This is a genomic window from Exiguobacterium sp. HSB13 (assembly GCF_056764755.1).
The window spans coordinates 174,092-192,462 of record NZ_JBUZOM010000003.1; the positions used below are offsets into that span (position 1 = coordinate 174,092).

Genomic DNA, 18,371 nt, shown 5'->3' on the forward strand with positions numbered 1-18,371 from the left:
CGCCACTTTCGATCAAATCGACAGACTCCGACGCCCGAATTGAACAAATGCCCCGGTCAAGAACACGAGACAGAGAATGAGTAAAAGAATGGAGTGAAGAAGAAAATGATCGGTTCCTTCTAATAGTTGCGTCGTGTTGAATAAGGAGAAGACGGATAGATAACGGAGCCACTCCGTCTTGTCACTTAGTTCCGACAGAATCGTCAGGACGATCGATAGAACCAGTACACTACCGGCAAGCGAAAAAGCACGACGTTCTTCATCAAATAACGTCGCAACGAATAACGTAAAGGCACCGATCGCCAAGAGTAACAATAGCGCATTGAGTTGAATCCGCCATAAGATGACGTCATTGATTGAAATATCTGTCATCCACCAGTCAGCCACCATCAAGACAAGTCCATTCAGTCCTACGAGAACCATACTTGCGATACCCATGACGATCGCGACAGCAAACGTATACGCATTCCGTGTGATCGGGGCTGCGAGATAGACGATCAGCTCTCCGTTGTCGATCGGTCGCGCAACGAGGCGCGCTGCTAATGAGAGCAGGAATAGACTCGCAATGACTTGAAAAATCAGTCCATAATAGTTCCCACCGAGCAGATCCAGTACATTATCGAATCCTGTCACCTTATCGTATTGAAATGCTTTTAAGACTTCCGGAGGTAACGCTTCTAGCTTCGCTTCTAGCAAACCGGTCTTCATCATCGATGGATAAAGCAACGCAAGCATCAATAAGTAGAGACTCGTTCCAATCGCATAAGCAAGCACGGGCTTTCTGACCTGCTTGAATAAAGAGCGGATCAGCACTATCACGACGATTCCTCCTCTCCATAATAATGCAAGAAGACCTGTTCTAGATCATCTGCTGACGGACGAATCAGCCGTACATCATACTGGGTCAAATAAGCGATCGCCTGATTTAAGCTCAGTGTCTCGTCCGTTTGAAAACTGACTTCTAGCCGCTTCGGTTCAACACCGACTTGCATCGCGAACTGTGCTGCTTCCACCTCCGTTCGGAAGACGATCGTATACGTCTTTCGACTCGATCGAACCAACTCATGAATATCCGATTCGACGATGATGCGCCCTGCTTTGATTAAAGCCGCTCGATCGCACGATTTTTCCATCTCCGGAAAGTGGTGTGAACTCATCAGAATCGCTTTTCCAGCATGCTTCTCCTGTTCGATCCACTCTAAAAAACGCTCTTGCATCAAAGGATCAAGTCCACTGGTTGGCTCATCGAGTAGATAGACCGATGCATCCTTCATAAAGCAACCGACTAGTGCCAGTTTTTGTTTCATCCCTTTTGACATCTTGCGGATTTTCGTCTTCGTCTCAAACGGAAATCGTTTCAACAACAGTTGCCGCCGTGTCGGGTCGCTACCATGTAGTCGTTGCATCAAATCGAGCATGTCTGCTCCTGTCATGTCTCCAGGTAAACTAATCTCCCCCGGCAAGTAACCCACCAACTGCTTCACTTCTTTACTTTGCTTCCAGCAATCAAAACCACCGATCGTCGCCTTTCCAGCATCCGCCGCCAGTAGTCCCATTAAATGTCGGAGTGTCGTTGATTTTCCAGATCCGTTTGGTCCGATGAAACCGAATATCGTACCCGGATCAACTGTAAAACTGACATCGAATATTCCACGCCCCGGTGCAAACTCTTTCGTGACATGCTCCAAACGGATCATCGTCCGACCTCCTCATCCCCTATTTTTCTCATCACTGTATTGATACCCGTTTTGAAGCAGTTTGTTCGGATCAAAGCGATAGATGACGAACCGCTCGTCATGATTTTTTTCGTAGAAGTCTCGTAATCGAATCTCATCGATTTGCTCGAATACGGTATGGCGCTCCAAGTACTCCCGGTATTCATCGGTCGGGTAATACAAGATGAGATCAACCGAACGCGGGGAACGTTCGACCGAACTTAAAATGTGATCGATCACTTTCATGAAAATTTGTGAAGAGAATGGATTGAAGAAATAAAACTTATTCGCCTCATTCGGAATGGCATACTGCTCGGCATACGTCTGTTCAAATCGCAAACTTCCGGAACGCCGCTTCCGTCGACTTTGGTAGTTCGCCATATTCCGAAGTGCGTCCTCGTAAAATTGTCCGTTCATCTCGATTCCGATGACGGAACAATCGAATCGGTCATGTAAGTAAAAGTTTAAACGCCCTTTCCCACACCCGAAATCAATGACAGTGTCCTCTTTTTGAAACAAATACGTTTCGCATAATTCGTCGAGTGCCGCATAAGGCGTCGGTTCATAGCGATTGTAGTGACTAAATACACCATAAAGGTGTTGCATCTCAATGGTTTCGATTCGTAATCGTTGATCATATTCCTGTTCATTCATCGTCTTTTGTTCCTTCTTTCCGGCATTCTTTCCCTCATCGTACTATACTGAAGAAGTACGTTACTCGTTTTTTGAAAGGGGATTTTATGATGATCGTCGTTACGAACCGGATTAAAGTCAAAAAAGGGATGGCTGCAGCTCTCGCTCCTCGTTTTACGCGTCCAAGTGGACTCGATACGATGGACGGATTCATCCGCGTCGAGGTCTTATTGACGCAAAATATCGAAGAACACGATGAAATGAACGTCAACATGTACTGGGAAGATATGAAGAGTTTTCAAGCGTGGCGGGAGAGTGACGATTTTAAAGCGTCACATAGTCGACCTGCGAGTAGTGAAGCTGGAGAATCGCCAATGCTCGGCAGCGAGATTCTGACCTATGAAGTCGCTTCGGTTAAAGAACGCGCATGATGCACGAAAAGGACTCGTCTCGAGTCCTTTTTTATATACCTTTACAAAAATAGTGAAAGGGTCGAATTGTCTCAAATGGTATTATTTGTTATCATAGTGCCATTACACAGAGAGAGGGTCCTTCATGAATTCATTAACTATATTTGAACAAGCCATTCGTAGCTTACCTGACGATCGTACGTTACGACGTGATGAATTATGGACGGACGATTTTTTATTGCAACAGGAGAACGAACTGACCGTCTATTACTCTCCGATTGGCGAATACGTCAATACTGAAGCAAAAGTCGTTATTATCGGGATCACACCAGGTTTTGAACAGATGCGAATCGCTTTCGAAGAAGCGACGGATGCCCTCCATCATGGTGTTTCATTAGAAGAGACAGCACGCCTCGTCAAATATACAGCAAGCTTTGCTGGAACGATGCGACGTAACCTCGTTCAGATGCTTGATACACTCGAACTTCCAGCATTGCTCGGAATTGAGACGACAGCTAGCTTATTTCATCAACATCAAAAATTATTGCAACCGACGTCGCTGTTAAAGCAACCCGTCTTTTATCGCGAAAAGAATTACTCGGGTCATCAACCGAAAATCAGCCGTAGTCCTTTGCTAAAACATTATGCAGAAGAACACTTCGTCGCTGAAATCAATCAGCTACGCGAACCGGCGCTATTGATTCCGCTCGGTCGTGTCGTCGAGACACAAGTCCGTGGGTTGATTCATGACGGACGAATCGAACAGCATCAGCTTCTTTCGGGATTCCCTCATCCCTCTGGTGCAAATGGTCATCGGAAAAAGCAATTCGAGGAAAATCAAGCCTATTTGATGAAACAGCTCATTCAACATTTTGCTGAATAAATCGTTTTTGTATTAAATTATCAGAAAATATGGTTGAATCGCTTCTGAAATACATGATAAAGTGTCCATAAGAACAGAATATGACTATTCTATCGATGAGGTAGAGGCGCGATTTCAATCAGTACTTGGTCCGAGGATGACAACGAAGACGACTACAGGAAAGGTGACATCGCCGAAATGACAGTATGTGTCTAACATATCGTCGTTGGTCGATTCGGGAAACACCCGATCGATTGCCATACATAGTACTTGTATGGAGCGCTCCAATTCGGCTAAGAAAGACGCATCCAGCGAGGGTGTCGGCTTTGTTGCCGGTGCCCTTGCTTTTTTTGTGCCGCGGGGTCTCATCTTTAAGCCATTTATTAAAGAGGAGGATATTTTTCATGGTCAACTATTCAGATTCCATCATTGCCCTTGTACCTGCTTTACTAGCTATCTTATTAGCCATCTTTACACGAAAGGTCGTTCTTTCGTTAGGTGTCGGCATTCTCGTCGGTGCCCTGTTACTCCACCGTTTTAATCCGATCGATACGGTAACCTATCTCGGCAAGAACATCTTCAGCCTGTTTTGGGCGGACGGTGCCTTGAACGAGTGGAACGTCTTATTACTTGTCTTCTTGTTATTGCTCGGCGTCCTTTCCACGCTCATTCAGACATCAGGTGGCGCTCGTGCCTTCGGTGAATGGGCTTCTACGCACGTCAAAACGGCGCGTGGTGCACGCTTAGTCGCCTTCGGACTCGGTATCTTGATTTTCATCGATGATTACTTCAATAGTCTTGCTGTCGGAAACGTTAGTCGTCCGTTAACGGATCGTCGCGGTGTCTCACGAGCGAAACTTGCCTATCTGATCGACTCAACAGCTGCGCCTGTTTGTGTCATCAGTCCGCTTTCGAGTTGGGGCGCATTCATCATCTCCATCATTGCTGGTATCTTAACGACCCACTCGATTACGGATTATTCAGCGTTTAGTGCCTTCATGATGATCGTTCCAATGAACTTCTATGCGATCTTCGCTCTTCTGTTAACACTTTACATTGCTTACTCTGGCATCTCTGTCGGACCGATGAAGCAACACGAAATGCGTGCCGCGAAAGGTGAACTCTTCGATGCCTCGAAAGGAACACCGATGGGGATGGCAAAAGAGGTCAACGAACATACGAACGGAAAAGTCCGGGATCTCGTCGTTCCGATCGTCGTGCTCGTCATTGCTACGATCAGTGCATTACTCGGAACAGGTGCCCAGGCACTTGCAGCCGACAACCGCCCGTTTACTTTAATTGGAGCATTTGAATCGACAGACGTCACACGCTCACTTGTCGCTGGTGTCGTCATTAGTTTAATCGTTGCTTTCCTGATGCTGATCGGACGGAAAATTCCGGGTCGCGATTACCGGGCAAGCATCGTTGCTGGTATGCGTTCGATGTGGCCAGCAGTCGTGATTCTGTTATTCGCTTGGACGATCATTGCTGTCATCGGTGACATGAAAACCGGTGACTATCTTGCAAGCTTCGTCAGCAACTCGATTTCTGCTTCGTACTTGCCGTTCTTGTTATTCTTGATTGCCGGCTTGATGGCATTCTCGACAGGAACAAGTTGGGGCACATTCGGGATCATGTTGCCAATCGGTGCGGATCTCGTCATGGCTGTCGATGCCTCACTCTTGTTACCGACGCTTGCTTCTGTTCTTGCTGGATCTGTCTTCGGTGACCATTGTTCACCGATTTCCGATACGACGATCCTCAGTTCGACAGGGGCTGGATCCCATCATATCGATCACGTTACGACACAATTACCATATGCGCTAGTCGGTGCCGTCACTGCGGCAGTCGGTTATTTAGTCATCGGTTTCACGGAGTCTTCGGTCTTCGGTTTCATCGGAGCTCTTGTCACATTCGTACTCTTCGTCGTCGTCTTGAACGTTCTCTCGAAAAAAGGCGAAACCGCTTCGGATTTACAGACCGATTAATGTAGCATTTTACGAAAAAAGGCATTGGATGCGCGCATCCAATGCCTTTTTTATATCTATTCGTTTCACACCATCAGTAAACACACATCATTCGCAAACGCTACTGGATCCTCGAGTGGAAGCCCTTCGACAAGCAATGCTTGTTGATACATCAGTTTGGTATAGCGCTCGAATTTCGAACGATCGTTTTGATACGCCGTTTCAAGAGAGTCGAATACCGCGTGTGACGGATTCAATTCAAGAATCTTGACCGCTTCTACCCCTTCGTTATTCGGCATCGCCTTCAGGATTTTCTCCATCTCGATCGAGACGGCGCCATCCGTCGCAAAACAGACGGGATGCGATTTGAGCCGCGTCGATGCCTTAACTTCCTTGACTTGTCCACTTAGCACTTCCTGCATCGCTTGGAACATCTCTGCTTGTGCGTCCGTCGTCTCCGCTTCTTCTGCTTCAATCCCTAAATCGCTGCTCGTGACCGACTTGAACGTCTTCTCGTTGTACGTCACGAGCATCTGAATCGCGAACTCATCGATTTCTTCCGTGAAGTACAAGATGTCGTATCCTTTATCACGGACGAGCTCGGATTGTGGTAATTTATCTAAACGATTCGTACTCTCACCAGCGGCGTAGTAGATATGCGCTTGATCTTCCGGCATTGCTGCGACGTATTCCGCGAGTGTAATCAACTTCTTCTCCTTCGCCGAGTAGAAGAGGATAAGGTCCTGCACCTGTTCCTTGTGCATGCCGTAATCATTGTACATACCGAACTTCAGCTGACGTCCGAACGCTTGATAGAACGTTTCGTACTTCGCGCGATCTTCACGCAAGAGGGCTTCAAGTTGTGTCTTGATCTTACTTTGGATGTTTTTCGCGATCAGCTTCAATTGACGATCGTGTTGTAGAAGTTCACGCGAGATGTTGAGCGATAAGTCCTCCGAGTCGACCATTCCTTTGACGAAACTGAAATGATCCGGCAACAAGTCACTGCATTTTTCCATGATCAAGACACCATTCGCGTAAAGCTCGAGACCTTTTTCAAATTCCTTCGAATAATAATCGTACGGTGCCTGCTCTGGAATGAATAAGATTGATTGATAACGAACGGCACCATCGACACTGATATGAATATGTTTTGCCGGTGTGTCAAAACCATACCGCTTCTCTTGGTAGAAGTTCGTATAGTCCTCGTCTGTCAATTCCCGTTTGTTCTTCCGCCAGATTGGCACCATACTGTTGATCGTCTTGACGACTTCGATCTCTTCCGTCTCATCACTGCCTTCGATTGGCTGACGCTCGAGTTCCTTCATCTCGATCGGATAACGGATGAAATCTGAGTATTTTTTGATGATACTGCGCAAACGATACGTCTCGAGGTATTCGTCATACGATTCCTCTTCCTCGTTCGCCTTGATATGGAGCGTAATCTCCGTTCCGACGGTTTCTTTGTCGACTTCCTCGATCGTATAGCCTTCGACACCACGAGACTCCCATTTATAAGCGACTGCACTGCCGAATGGTTTCGTAACGACGGTGACGACGTCTGCGACCATGAATGCAGAATAGAATCCGACACCGAATTGACCAATGATATCATGACCATCTTGTGCCTCGTTCTCTGCCTTGAAGGCAAGCGATCCACTCTTCGCGATCGTACCGAGATTCTCTTCTAGTTCGTCCTTCGTCATTCCGATTCCCGTATCCCGAATGATGAGCTGTCGCGCTTCTTTATTTGGTTCAATCGTAATTTTGTAGTGTTCCTTCTCGAACGAAATCGTCTCGTCCGTCAATGCTTTATAGTACATCTTATCCATGGCGTCACTTGCATTTGAGATCAATTCGCGCAGGAAAATCTCCTTATGCGTATAGATGGAATGAATCATCATCTCCAGCAATCGTTTTGATTCCGCCTTAAATTGTTTCGTTTCCATGCTCATTCTGCCTCCCTTTTTTTAGCACTCGATCATATAGAGTGCTAATTCACCTCCTATTATTAGGGAGTTCGAAATATCTGTCAATCTCCTTTTTCACTGTATGTCGCGACTTTTTCAAAGACAATCTTTCCAATTTGACGTAAGTGCTCTGCTGACCCATAGGTGCCATGACTGACGCCGTTCTCATCCTTTCGATTACCGAGACCGATAAACTGCTCACTTGGTTTGAAGTGGAGCCCGACAACGGGTACCTGAAATCGTGATGAGAAGCTGACTTGAAAAATCGCGTCTGGATAATCCGTCGGTTGATAGATCGTCCAACCGATGTCTGGTTCTAGCTTCGCAAATCGTTCCGTATGTTCCTTCCCGAGTAGGATGATTCCTTTTATCGAAAACAGTTCGAGCAGGCGTAACAAAAATGTTTGACCGAACGGACTATCTTCCAACACTCCACGTTCTTTAATTGCTCCCATGTAATGGTGTGTCGGAAACGGGAAAAAGTCCAGGTGAATGACCGGATTAAGCGTCTTCTCGTAAAATGACGCACCGAGTCCGTTCAAGAATCCTTCGAGCTTACCGCCACCTGGTCGACCGAACCAAGTCCGGTAAATGTTCGGTTGTTTGAAATAATCGTTAAATCGCCGAATCGAATCTGTCAGCGTTTCCTCCTGTAGATAAGCCTCCCATGCCATCGATTTCGGACGAATGAAGAGCGGACCGGTCTCGTCAAATCGTAATGCACCTGTTCGGTCTAAAAATTGCGATCGGGATGGGTTCGTCGCGATTGTCACCCAACTGCTACGCGTCGCATCACCAAACCAGAGGACAGGTGTCGTTTGATCGATCAATTCACTTGCGAATGCACTCTTCTCGAGTGTCATTTGGTACTGGACGGCTTCTTGTAATAATTTTTTGGCAAGTTGCCATTGATCGGATGTCAGCGTTCTCATCTCCCTTTTTACAGCGATTGTGCTGTTGTAGATGTACCCCCTATCCACTAACACTAGACGCATCGATGGGTTTAATCTCCATTTCTCCGGGAATGTTTCATAAGGTGAACGATACGACTTAGGAGGGATTTAGCAATGGGTAGACTCGATCAAAAAGTAGCTGTCATTACCGGCTCGGCAACAGGGATTGGACAAGCGACCGCGCTTGTCTTCGCAGAACAGGGAGCAACGGTCGTCTGTGCCGATGTCTCACTTGAGAAAGCACAACAAACAGTAGAACAGATTACACAACACGGTGGAAAAGCGGAAGCCGTCCATGTCGACGTCTCAGACGTCGAGAGTGTCGAGCAACTTGCGAAGCACATCAAAGAGACATACGGTACGGTCGACGTCCTCTTCAATAATGCCGGAATCGATGAACAAGGCGGGAAAGTCCATGAGTATCCCATCGATCTCTTCGATCGGATCATCGCGGTCGACTTGCGCGGTACATTCCTCGTCAGTAAATTCTTGATTCCACTCATGCTTGATAACGGTGGTTCAATCATCAATACGTCATCGATGTCTGGTCGTGCAGCTGACTTGAACCGGTCCGGTTATAACGCAGCGAAAGGCGGGATTGCGAACTTCACACGCGCGATGGCAATCGATTATGCGCGTCATGGCATTCGTGTCAATTCGTTGTCGCCAGGAACAATCGAAACACCACTCATCGATACACTTGTTGGTGAAAAAGAAAAAGAGCAAGGTAAACAGTTCCGCGATGCGAACGCTTGGATCACACCACTCGGACGACTCGGTAAACCACGCGAGATGGCAACGGTCGCCCTCTTCCTTGCTTCTGACGACAGCTCATATGTCACAGGTGAGGACATCACAGCAGACGGCGGTATCATGGCTTATACATGGCCGGGAGAGATGTTAATCGATTCGAAATGGAAAGACGAAGCAGAAAAAAGTGAATGAGCAAGGTACGGTGTAACCCTCTGGTTGCACCGTTTTCTTTTATCTCAAGACGTTCAGCCCCGTAAATTATTTTCCGAATTCGTTTACCTCCCTGAAGTATTTTTATCAGGGTACAGGATAGGTAAAGGGGGAAATACTTATGCAAACAGCAATTACTTACTTACAACGATGTCTTCAAATTCCAAGCGTTAATCCGACGGACGGAGAGGAAGCCGTCGCACGTTATGTGTACGATGTACTAATTGATCATCACATCTCGACAGAATGGATCGAAGTCTCACCAAAACGAATCTGTCTTGTTGCGTCTGTTCCTGCGAGCGAGGAGGTTTCACGTCCTGCTGTCCTCGGTCTATCTGGTCATCTCGATACGGTTCCTGTGCAAGGGAACGGCTGGACGAAAGATCCATACGGTGGTGAAATCGAAGACGGCCGCATCTATGGTCGTGGGGCTTCAGATATGAAATCAGGGGTCATGGCGATGGTGCAAGCGCTCATTCAATACAAGGAACGTCAAAACCGTCCGAACACCGTCAAACTTCTGATTACATCCGATGAAGAAAATGGCATGACAGGAGCTCGGCATTTGACGGAACAAGGGCATGCGGATGATTTAGATGCTCTACTGATCACAGAACCGACGAGTGGGATGATCGGTTATGCACAAAAAGGGGTTGTCGGGATCGAAGTGACATGTCGCGGGAAAAGTGCACACAGCTCTGCCCCGCAACTCGGACGTAATGCGATTGATGACGTGTATCGCGTCATCCAAGAAGTGAAGTCAGAACGTTTCTCGATCACGACGAATCATCACCCGGCACTCGGCCCGGTCGTGGCGTCAATCACATCGATTTCAGGAGGCGAGGGACCAAACGTCGTTCCGAGTCAGGCTTCGTTTTATATGGATATCCGGACGATTCCTGGATTCGGTCGAGCGGACGTACTTGCTGCCTTTACGGATATTGAGCGTCGACTTGTTGCAGAAGATCCCGACTTTGACATGAGCGTGACCGTCATTAAGGATATTCCTTCTTGTGAAACCGATGAACAAGCACCTTTCTTACAACAGGTCGCAGATACGATGGAACAGGTCAGCGGCGTGACACCACGAAAAATCGCCATCCCAGGTGGAACGGATGGTGCGATGTTCAGCCAAGCGAAAAAAGCATTTCCGATTGCGATTGCTTCTTTCCATGATTTCCGTCTCGCACATCAAGTCGATGAGTCGATTCCGTTGTCCGAGTATGAACAAACGATTTCGTTTTGCTTCAACTTGATCAACACACCATTACATCAATCACTTCCATCGCTTTAAATAAAAAAGGGACGACTTTCGGGTGCAATACCTAAAGTCGTTCCTTTTACTTTTACTGTGTTTAGTTTAGTACACACCAAGTTGGGCCAACGCCTCACTTAAATAACTTTGATCACTACGAAACTCTTGACTTGTTTGTCCGTCAGACCAACTGATGAAAACACGACCAAGCCGGTCATATCGTAAACGGAGACGAATCACGCCCTGCTCGAATACGACTTCACCGTGTAACGACTCATGGACGCGAGCAAAATCACGGATGAACAGATCATATTTGTCAAATGAAACTGAAATGTTGTGTTCACTATCTTGTCCCTTCATCTGAATCGTTAGTTCTTCTTGCGTTGGATAGACATGTAAGATGTACCATGATACACTACCTTCTTCACCTCGAAACACGATGCGATGCTTCATTCGATTTCCACCTCTGAGCCACAGGATATTTACTAGCACTTCTCGAAAGTAATCAATATCTTTTTCATTCGAAAGGAGTCTGCTTATGCCTGATACGCCAAAGACAGGTCCTACCGAACAGTCCGTTGATGTCTTTCTGGCACAAGTCGAACCGCCACTACGTCAAGCAGATGGTATCACATTACGTCAGTTCTTCGAAGATGTCACGAAATACGAAGCCGTCCTTTGGGGTTCATCCTTGATTGGTTTTGGTTCCTACCATTATCGCTATGCCTCTGGTCGCGAGGGCGACAGCTTTTATGTTGGCTTTTCTCCGCGCAAGACGAATCTCGTCCTTTATCTCGCGCTTGGTGAAGACGAAGTCTCAGAACGACTACTTGCCCGTCTCGGTACGTATCGACGCGGTAAATCCTGCCTCTACGTAAAACGACTGACTGACATCGATTTAGACGTACTTCGGGAAATGATCGAGCACTCGATCCGCACGTTAAGAGACAGGTACCCTTCTTGATTTCAATCAAAAACAGCCGAAGCAGATTCGCTTCGGCTGTTTTTTGAAATTAATGTCCGCCTTCTGTTCGGTCGATATGGCGAATGTGTTTGAGATTGACCCCGATGATGATGACGGATAAGAGGACAAAGCCACTTCCGACATAAAACGGTAGGTTTGCGTTGAAGATTTCAGCCAATTTACCGGCCATGAATGGCGCGATGGCTGCCCCGAGAAAACGTAGGAAACTGTATGCCGCAGATGCTGTCGAACGTTCGACAGGTGCTGCGTCCATGACAGCTGTCGTGATGAGCGTGTTGTTATTCCCAAGCACGGCTCCCGCTAAGATGACACAGACGATGACGACAGCTGGCGTTTCCGTGAAGATCCCCATTAAAAGAAGCAAGATTGCGAATGTGATCAACATCATGACCATCGCTTTGATTGTTCCGAACCATTGTTTTAGTTTCGGAGCCGTCAAGACCGATGTGATCGCAAGCAACATTCCCCAACCGAGGAAGACGAAGCCAAGTCCTTGCGCTGGTAGTTTCATGACGAATGGTGCATAGGCCATGATTGTAAAGAACCCAACGTTATAAAGTGCCGCAACGATTCCGAGTGTCAATAGCGAACGATGCTTCATCGCTTGGAACGGTGCTTTTAATGATAACTTCTGTTTCGGTGCAGCAGATGCTGCTGGTTTTGGCATCAAGAAGAGCAAGACGAGGAACGCGATGACCATGATTGTCGCAACACCCATGAATGGGGCGCGCCACGTGATCGAACCGAGCGTTCCGCCTAATAGTGGTCCAATCGAAATCCCAAGACCAACGGCTGCTTCATACAAAATGATGGCTTTTGCGGTTCCGCCTGATGACAGCGAAACGATCGCAGCGAGTGCTGTTGCGACGAACAAGGCGTTTCCTAGTCCCCAACCACCACGTAACGCGACGAGCGTCCAAATGCTGTCTGCTTGCGAAGCAAAACCAGCAACGATTGCGATGACGGCAATCCCGAGCATCAATGTTCCTTTTTGACCAATCCGTGATGAGATCGCGCCTGTAATCAACATCGCGAATGCCATGACGGCGTTATAACTTGTAAATAAGAGCGTTACTTCACTTTTTGACGCTTCTAAATTCTCGGCAATCGTCGGTAAGACGGGATTGACGAGCCCCATTCCCATGAATGCTGTAATACTGGCGAAAAAGACTGCCCAGACAGCAACCGGTTGATGGAATAATCCATGTTTGCTTTCTGCTAATACCGTTTCCGGCTCAAGCGTCGTTGTTTTTTCAGCAAGTGCCATAGTGTCCCTTCTTTCTATATGAATGTGTTACATGAACTGTTTAAACGAATGGCGAATGACGTCGCCTCGACTAATGATCCCAACAAGACGTCCTGCTTGAAGGATTGGAAGCTTTTTAATCCGTTTTGCGCCGAGCGTTGCTGCAATCTCTTCCATTTCTGTGTCAGCGTCCGCAGTTACGACTTTCCGGCGTGCCAGTTCCATGACAGGTCGATTCAAGATATGACGAATCCGATCTTCATAATCTTCTTCGTCTCCTTTAATGACATCTACATATAAGAATGTATCGACGATGATGTCCTTGTGTTTTCCTATCGCGCGCATGATATCTCCATCACTGATATACCCGACGACCTCCTGCTCAGCATTGATGACAGGAACGCCGCTAATACCAGACTGAATGAATCGTTCGATGACCGTCCGAATCAGATCTGTATCGTTTACCGTGATGACCTCTTGTTTCATCGACTCATAAGCTTTCATCTGAATTCTCCTTTGTCGTTCGTTTCTCATATGAAAAAGTTGTATGATACAATTAAAAGAACAAAAATGATTGTATAATACAACTACAACTCTGTCAAGCCTCCTGCTTTTCACATTGACAGCTTATCCACATTGGGTAATCATGAGGGACAGAGAGACTTTTTTGAAAGGGGAGATACCCGATGTCTCAACAAGCACTTGAAACCATTGAATTGGAGTTAGCGATCCTGATCCGGCGCTTGACGACAGCGACGGCAGACAATCGTAATTTGGATCGTGCTTCCTACCTGTTACTGCGACAATTAGCGGATTCCGGCAAGGTCGGTGTTAAAACACTTGCCCGTGAACTTCAGCTTGATGTCTCGACCGTCAGTCGCCAAGCTGCGGCACTCGATCAGAAGCAACTCGTTGAAAAAGTAAAAGATCCGACAGATGGACGTGCCTTCTTCTATCACATCACAGATAAAGGACAAGAAGAGCTCACGATTTACCGGACAGCGCGCCTCGCGAGCATCGAACGTCTCCTGACGGACTGGCCATCGGATGATGCCGAAGATTTTGGACGCCTGCTCCAACAATTTAATCGTGCCTTGCGCGAACGATAACGGAATCACACCATTAAAAAAACGGATGCGAAATCAATCGATTTCGCGTCCGTTTTTTCGTCATTATTCATGATGTATGAGTAACCTGACAAACCGAACGAATTTGTGCGATGTGTTCAGGTGACGTTCGGCAACAACCACCGATCAATCGTGCCCCTGCCTCATACCATGTCTTCGCGACGGTTTGGAACGACGTACACTGATTCGTACCCGACCATGTTTTTGCGACCGGATCATAGACCTCACCAGAGTTCGGATAGACGATGATTGGCACGTCTGTCAACGCCTTGACGTGACGGATAAAGTCAGTCGCGTAAGATGCCGGAAAGCAATTTGCACCGATTGCTGCGAGCTGTGGATGTTGTCCAATTGTCTCGATGCACGTCGCAAGTGCCGTTCCTTCACTAATGTGCGTCGCATCTTGAAGCGAAAACGTCAGCCAAGCGGACACTTCCGGATACGTTTCGAGAATCCGGAACAACACGACCGCTTCCTCGAGCGACGGAATCGTCTCGAATGCCAGCAGATCCGCTCCCGCTTCAATCAACGCTTCGATCCGTGGTCTGTGGAAGGCTTCTAGCACATCCACTGACACCCCATAATGACCGCGATACTCAGAACCATCTGCTAAGTAGGCACCATAAGGACCCACTGATCCCGCGATCAATGCGTTACTTTTCCCGCTACGCGTGCGTGCGTTTTGCGCCAAGGTGACTGTTTGTCGAATCAGCGCCTGTGCTTCCTTTGTCGTGATATGACGTTGCTTGAATCCTTCGATACTTGCTTGATAGCTTGAAGTGATCGCGACATCGGCACCTACTTCAAAGTAATCGTGATGGACGTGTTCGATCTGTTCCGGTGCTTCGATCAAGAGACGTGCTGACCAAAGCGGGTCGTTCAGGTCGAATCCCTTCTGTTCAAGTTCGGTTGCAAGGGCACCATCTAAAATAAGAAAGGGAACTTCCTGTAATCGTTGATCAACTGGATTTTTGATTCGGGACATCTTCAACACTCCGTTTCTGAGAAGAATTCGTGAACGCATGAACGATATAACAGATCACGATGAATGGAATACCACAGTACAAGGCGATTCGTTGTGTCGGATCAAATCCGATACCAATCAGAGAAATCAAACAAACGACGAAAGCGGCGATCGGTACGAATGGGAAGAGTGGTGTGCGATAGACCAATTCGTCGACCGTATGCCCTTCACGGAGGAATTGTTTCCGGAAACGATACTGAGCAACACTGATACTCATCCAAACGACGACGACAGCGAGACCGGAAATCGAGACGAGCGCGATATAGACACTTCCTGCTGCATAGATGCTAGACAGCAAGGCAAGTCCTCCGCCAAGCATGCTGAACAATACAGCTCGAAGTGGCACCCCACTTGGCGTCACCTGGGCGAAGAAGCGTGGAATCATGCGTTCGTTCGCAAGCGACCAGAGCATCCGAGAGGCGGCGTAAAGTCCAGAGTTCGCTGCCGACAAGATCGCTGTCAAAATGACGAAGTTCATCACGTCTGCTGCATAGGGAATACCGATCCGTTCAAACACGGCGACGAACGGACTTTCGAGTACGCCTTTCCCTTCCGTTGGCAATAAGACGGCTAACACGATGATCGTACCGACGAAAAAGAGAACCAGTCGTAAAATCGTCGTCCGGATCGCAAGCGGAATCGTCCGTTTCGGATCGACTGCTTCACCTGCTGCTACACCGATCAGTTCCGTTCCCGAGTAAGCAAAGTTCACGGCAAGCATCGTCATGAAGATGACGAAAGCGCCATTTGGGAACAGCCCGCCTTCGGTTAACGAAGAAAAGAATGGGGCTGGGCTACCATCTTGCAGTGGAATGAAGCCGACGATGGCTCCCGCACCAAGTAAAATGAAAGCAATGATCGTCACGACCTTAATCGCTGAAAACCAAAACTCGACTTCAGCGAACACGCGAACCTTCAAGACGTTGATACCAAGAATCATCGCAGCGAATAAGGCGCTGAACATCCAAACCGGAATCGACGGGAACCAACGTTGCATTAAAATGCCTGCTGCCGTGAATTCTGAACCAAGGGCGACCGTCCACGTCAGCCAGTAGAGCCAGGCCACCGTATAACCGGTGCCGGGTCCGATGTACTTCGTTGCGTATTTATGAAATGAACCGGTTTCCGGCATGTGTACGGCGAGTTCACCGAGACTTAACATAACTAAGTAGACGACGACTGCCCCAATCAAATACGACAAAATCGTCCCGACCCGTCCTGCTTGTTCTAACGTATAACCTGTACTTAAAAACAATCCTGTTCCAATGACACCACCTAACGACAGCATAATCAGATGACGTGATTCCATCTTGCGTCGAAAAGCCCCACTCGTTTTCATGAATTCGTTTCCTCCTCATTCCACCTATTTCAAATAAAAAACGCATCCTCACGGATGCGTCGGTCGACAATTCGGAAATCTTATCGATCGGGTGCAGCACCCGCAGGAATTAGCACAGTATCTTTCGACCTGTTGCTGAGGTTTCATAGGGCCAGTCCCTCCACCTCTCTGGATAAGTATGTAATTGTTCCTAACCCTATCAAGTCTTTTTCGAATTGTCAACACAATTCAGAATACTACTATCCAAAAAACATTCCGCATCGTATTGATCCGGAATGTTTGGAGGTCTTATTTTTTAGCGAATAAATCCGCTGTTTTCAAGGCTGCACGAACCGCTTTCCGGTTCAATGTCCCTTGCTGATGTTTCATTTTCTTCGTTTGGGCAGCCAGTTGCGCTTTGAGCGCCGCAATCTCTTGATCCTTTTGAGCCGTTCCTGTTTGTTTCTGCAATGCTTTGATTTTTTTATCTTTTTCAGCTAATTGTGCTTTTGTTTGTTTTTGCGCATCCGCAATCTTCTTCTCTTGTTCCGGGAAGAACCGTTCGAAACGGGCGACTGCTTCTTCAAGACTTACGCCAGAAATCGGTTGAACCGGTGGGAGCAACTCGGTTTGCGCCATTTGACGGTCAAACGGTACATTTTCAGGATAGTTCGTCTCTTGATAGATATGCTCAAGATCGTTGACGTTCAAGAAGTCGACGAAATTGTCGAAGTTACGCGCTTGAACACGTACTGGGCTTTGGAAGTCAGCATTGGCTACGACGTCAGATAATTGTGTATCTGCTTTGATATCGTTCGCCCAAATATGCGTCAACTGATGGTAATCCGTCAATTCGCGCATCCGTGCATCTTTTGGAATGAGGATGCTCGGCGTACCCGCAAGCGTCGCCGTGATGTTTCCGTGCAAGCGCGCACCAAAACTAAGGTCTGCTTGTCCGATGAAATCGAACCATGTCTGTGCGTTCAAGAAGAAACGGACCCGATCATTCATGTAAGTAGGATCCGACATCTTCACCGGATAGTTCGTCACTGAAAGATCTGCGATCGGGTGCGTTCCTGTGTACGTCAACTTCAGTTCCTTCATCCATTGGGGAATGAAGTAATGATTCGGGTATTCTTCCATTCCGCGTGTAATGAAATCAAGAACGTTTTGTGGAGCCAAACGTGACGAGTTGACCGTAATCATCGACTCAGGTGTAATGTTCGTTTCACGGATGTGCAAGTCGCGACCAAACGCGTACATCGAAGGACATCCAATGACACGATGATCGATCCCTTCGCGGAAACCAAGACGTGTTAAGTATTTCGATGTGATCTCTCCGCGAAGACCAAGCATGCTTGAGCGCTCGAGAACGGCACTGACGAATGCTTTAACATCTTCATCGAATGGGAATCCACCATCTAAGTCTGGTTCAAACGGTGCACGTAATCCTACACCGATGACGACGACTGGAATCTTTAATTTTTTGATGAGACGTGTATATTTCCGTAACGTCGGTACGAATTCTTTTCGGAATGCGTCCGCTAACGGAATGACATAAAGATCAAAGTTGGCATTGATTTCGTCTGCCCGTTCTTCGTCGTAATAGTAATAGTCAGGTGTAATCGTCGTACCTTCTGTCATTAACGTCCGAAAGATACTGTATTGATAGATAAGATTTCCAACGTTTCCTCCAATGGAATTATGTTTCATCAAATAAGGAGCATCGAACTGTTCGAATGGTGTCATACCTGCACGAATAATAATACGTTTCATAATGGATAAACTTCCCCTCTCGTCTGCTTTATTCGTCCTCGCAAGAAAAAAATACGGAAAAATATATTATCAGTTTTTTTCAATCTCATTAAGAATAGATGAATTTTATTTCGGAAGTCAACGATTCCTAAGGGAAACAGGTCTTTCGTCATCAAAACGAAACATTT

General features: G+C 47.2%; 18 protein-coding genes and 2 riboswitches. Of the genes, 7 read left to right on the forward strand and 11 right to left on the reverse strand.

Features of this window, described 5'->3' with window-relative positions; all coding sequences use genetic code 11:
* Positions 1–12 precede the first annotated feature (12 nt).
* From ACZGCQ_RS14450 to ACZGCQ_RS14460, 3 genes are read right to left on the reverse strand one after another with little or no spacing between them, the layout of a single operon-like run.
* Positions 13–819: an ABC transporter permease subunit gene (locus ACZGCQ_RS14450; RefSeq protein WP_029342975.1), complete on the reverse strand. Its 807-nt coding sequence runs from the start codon at positions 817–819 to the stop codon at positions 13–15.
* A complete protein-coding gene (locus tag ACZGCQ_RS14455) occupies positions 816–1,697 on the reverse strand; it encodes an ABC transporter ATP-binding protein (RefSeq protein ID WP_481266682.1) in 882 nt (293 codons plus the stop codon). The genes ACZGCQ_RS14450 and ACZGCQ_RS14455 overlap by 4 nt, the downstream gene beginning before the upstream one ends.
* Positions 1,698–1,709: 12 nt before the next feature.
* Positions 1,710–2,369: a class I SAM-dependent methyltransferase gene (locus ACZGCQ_RS14460; protein WP_481266683.1), complete on the reverse strand. Its 660-nt coding sequence runs from the start codon at positions 2,367–2,369 to the stop codon at positions 1,710–1,712.
* 89 nt (positions 2,370–2,458) lie between these two features.
* Here ACZGCQ_RS14460 and ACZGCQ_RS14465 point away from each other — a divergent pair, with 89 nt between their 5' ends.
* The 3 genes from ACZGCQ_RS14465 (at position 2,459) to ACZGCQ_RS14475 (ending at position 5,608) form a co-directional block, all read left to right on the forward strand.
* Positions 2,459–2,779 carry a heme oxygenase gene (locus ACZGCQ_RS14465; RefSeq protein WP_023469797.1) on the forward strand — a complete coding sequence of 107 codons (321 nt, stop codon included), beginning with the start codon at positions 2,459–2,461 and terminating at the stop codon, positions 2,777–2,779.
* 124 nt (positions 2,780–2,903) lie between these two features.
* Positions 2,904–3,641, forward strand: a complete 738-nt coding sequence (locus ACZGCQ_RS14470; RefSeq protein WP_047394122.1) for a uracil-DNA glycosylase family protein — start codon at positions 2,904–2,906, stop codon at positions 3,639–3,641.
* A gap of 93 nt (positions 3,642–3,734) precedes the next feature.
* Positions 3,735–3,913, forward strand: a riboswitch (Lysine riboswitch).
* 111 nt (positions 3,914–4,024) lie between these two features.
* The gene (locus tag ACZGCQ_RS14475; protein WP_481266684.1) at positions 4,025–5,608 is read left to right on the forward strand and encodes a Na+/H+ antiporter NhaC family protein; all 1,584 of its coding nucleotides are present in this window, start codon (positions 4,025–4,027) and stop codon (positions 5,606–5,608) included.
* 65 nt (positions 5,609–5,673) lie between these two features.
* Here ACZGCQ_RS14475 and htpG read toward each other — a convergent pair whose 3' ends face one another.
* On the reverse strand, positions 5,674–7,536 hold the full coding sequence (gene htpG / locus ACZGCQ_RS14480; RefSeq protein WP_481266685.1) for a molecular chaperone HtpG: 1,863 nt from the start codon (positions 7,534–7,536) through the stop codon (positions 5,674–5,676).
* Positions 7,537–7,619: 83 nt separating this feature from the next.
* Positions 7,620–8,489 carry a hypothetical protein gene (locus tag ACZGCQ_RS14485; protein ID WP_481266686.1) on the reverse strand — a complete coding sequence of 290 codons (870 nt, stop codon included), beginning with the start codon at positions 8,487–8,489 and terminating at the stop codon, positions 7,620–7,622.
* A 135-nt stretch (positions 8,490–8,624) separates the two neighbouring features.
* Here ACZGCQ_RS14485 and ACZGCQ_RS14490 point away from each other — a divergent pair, with 135 nt between their 5' ends.
* A complete protein-coding gene (locus ACZGCQ_RS14490) occupies positions 8,625–9,455 on the forward strand; it encodes an SDR family oxidoreductase (protein WP_481266687.1) in 831 nt (276 codons plus the stop codon).
* Positions 9,456–9,594: 139 nt separating this feature from the next.
* On the forward strand, positions 9,595–10,767 hold the full coding sequence (locus ACZGCQ_RS14495) for a M20 family metallopeptidase (RefSeq protein WP_481266688.1): 1,173 nt from the start codon (positions 9,595–9,597) through the stop codon (positions 10,765–10,767).
* Between the two features lie 66 nt (positions 10,768–10,833).
* Here the strand turns inward: ACZGCQ_RS14495 and ACZGCQ_RS14500 are convergent, their stop codons facing one another.
* Positions 10,834–11,181 carry a hypothetical protein gene (locus tag ACZGCQ_RS14500; RefSeq protein ID WP_481266689.1) on the reverse strand — a complete coding sequence of 116 codons (348 nt, stop codon included), beginning with the start codon at positions 11,179–11,181 and terminating at the stop codon, positions 10,834–10,836.
* Positions 11,182–11,266: 85 nt separating this feature from the next.
* Here ACZGCQ_RS14500 and ACZGCQ_RS14505 point away from each other — a divergent pair, with 85 nt between their 5' ends.
* A complete protein-coding gene (locus ACZGCQ_RS14505; RefSeq protein WP_481266690.1) occupies positions 11,267–11,692 on the forward strand; it encodes a DUF1801 domain-containing protein in 426 nt (141 codons plus the stop codon).
* A gap of 49 nt (positions 11,693–11,741) precedes the next feature.
* Here the strand turns inward: ACZGCQ_RS14505 and ACZGCQ_RS14510 are convergent, their stop codons facing one another.
* Positions 11,742–12,980 (reverse strand): MFS transporter, encoded by a 1,239-nt coding sequence (locus tag ACZGCQ_RS14510; RefSeq protein ID WP_050678549.1) that lies wholly within the window; start codon positions 12,978–12,980, stop codon positions 11,742–11,744.
* Positions 12,981–13,007: 27 nt separating this feature from the next.
* Positions 13,008–13,463 (reverse strand): CBS domain-containing protein, encoded by a 456-nt coding sequence (locus ACZGCQ_RS14515; RefSeq protein WP_481266691.1) that lies wholly within the window; start codon positions 13,461–13,463, stop codon positions 13,008–13,010.
* Between the two features lie 182 nt (positions 13,464–13,645).
* Here ACZGCQ_RS14515 and ACZGCQ_RS14520 point away from each other — a divergent pair, with 182 nt between their 5' ends.
* Complete coding sequence (locus ACZGCQ_RS14520) at positions 13,646–14,068, forward strand: MarR family winged helix-turn-helix transcriptional regulator (RefSeq protein ID WP_029342988.1); 423 nt, start codon at positions 13,646–13,648, stop codon at positions 14,066–14,068.
* Positions 14,069–14,135: 67 nt separating this feature from the next.
* Here ACZGCQ_RS14520 and mmuM read toward each other — a convergent pair whose 3' ends face one another.
* The 3 genes from mmuM to ACZGCQ_RS14535 all read right to left on the reverse strand — a co-directional run bounded on the left by mmuM (position 14,136) and on the right by ACZGCQ_RS14535 (position 18,204).
* Entirely contained in the window at positions 14,136–15,071 is a 936-nt protein-coding gene (mmuM, locus tag ACZGCQ_RS14525; protein WP_481266692.1) for a homocysteine S-methyltransferase, read from the reverse strand.
* Positions 15,046–16,449, reverse strand: coding sequence for an amino acid permease (locus ACZGCQ_RS14530; RefSeq protein ID WP_481266693.1), 1,404 nt, complete (start codon positions 16,447–16,449; stop codon positions 15,046–15,048). Before ACZGCQ_RS14530 ends, mmuM begins: the two co-directional genes overlap by 26 nt.
* Before the next feature lie 77 nt (positions 16,450–16,526).
* Positions 16,527–16,628, reverse strand: a riboswitch (SAM riboswitch).
* A 109-nt stretch (positions 16,629–16,737) separates the two neighbouring features.
* Complete coding sequence (locus ACZGCQ_RS14535; RefSeq protein WP_481266694.1) at positions 16,738–18,204, reverse strand: polysaccharide pyruvyl transferase family protein; 1,467 nt, start codon at positions 18,202–18,204, stop codon at positions 16,738–16,740.
* Positions 18,205–18,371 lie beyond the last annotated feature (167 nt).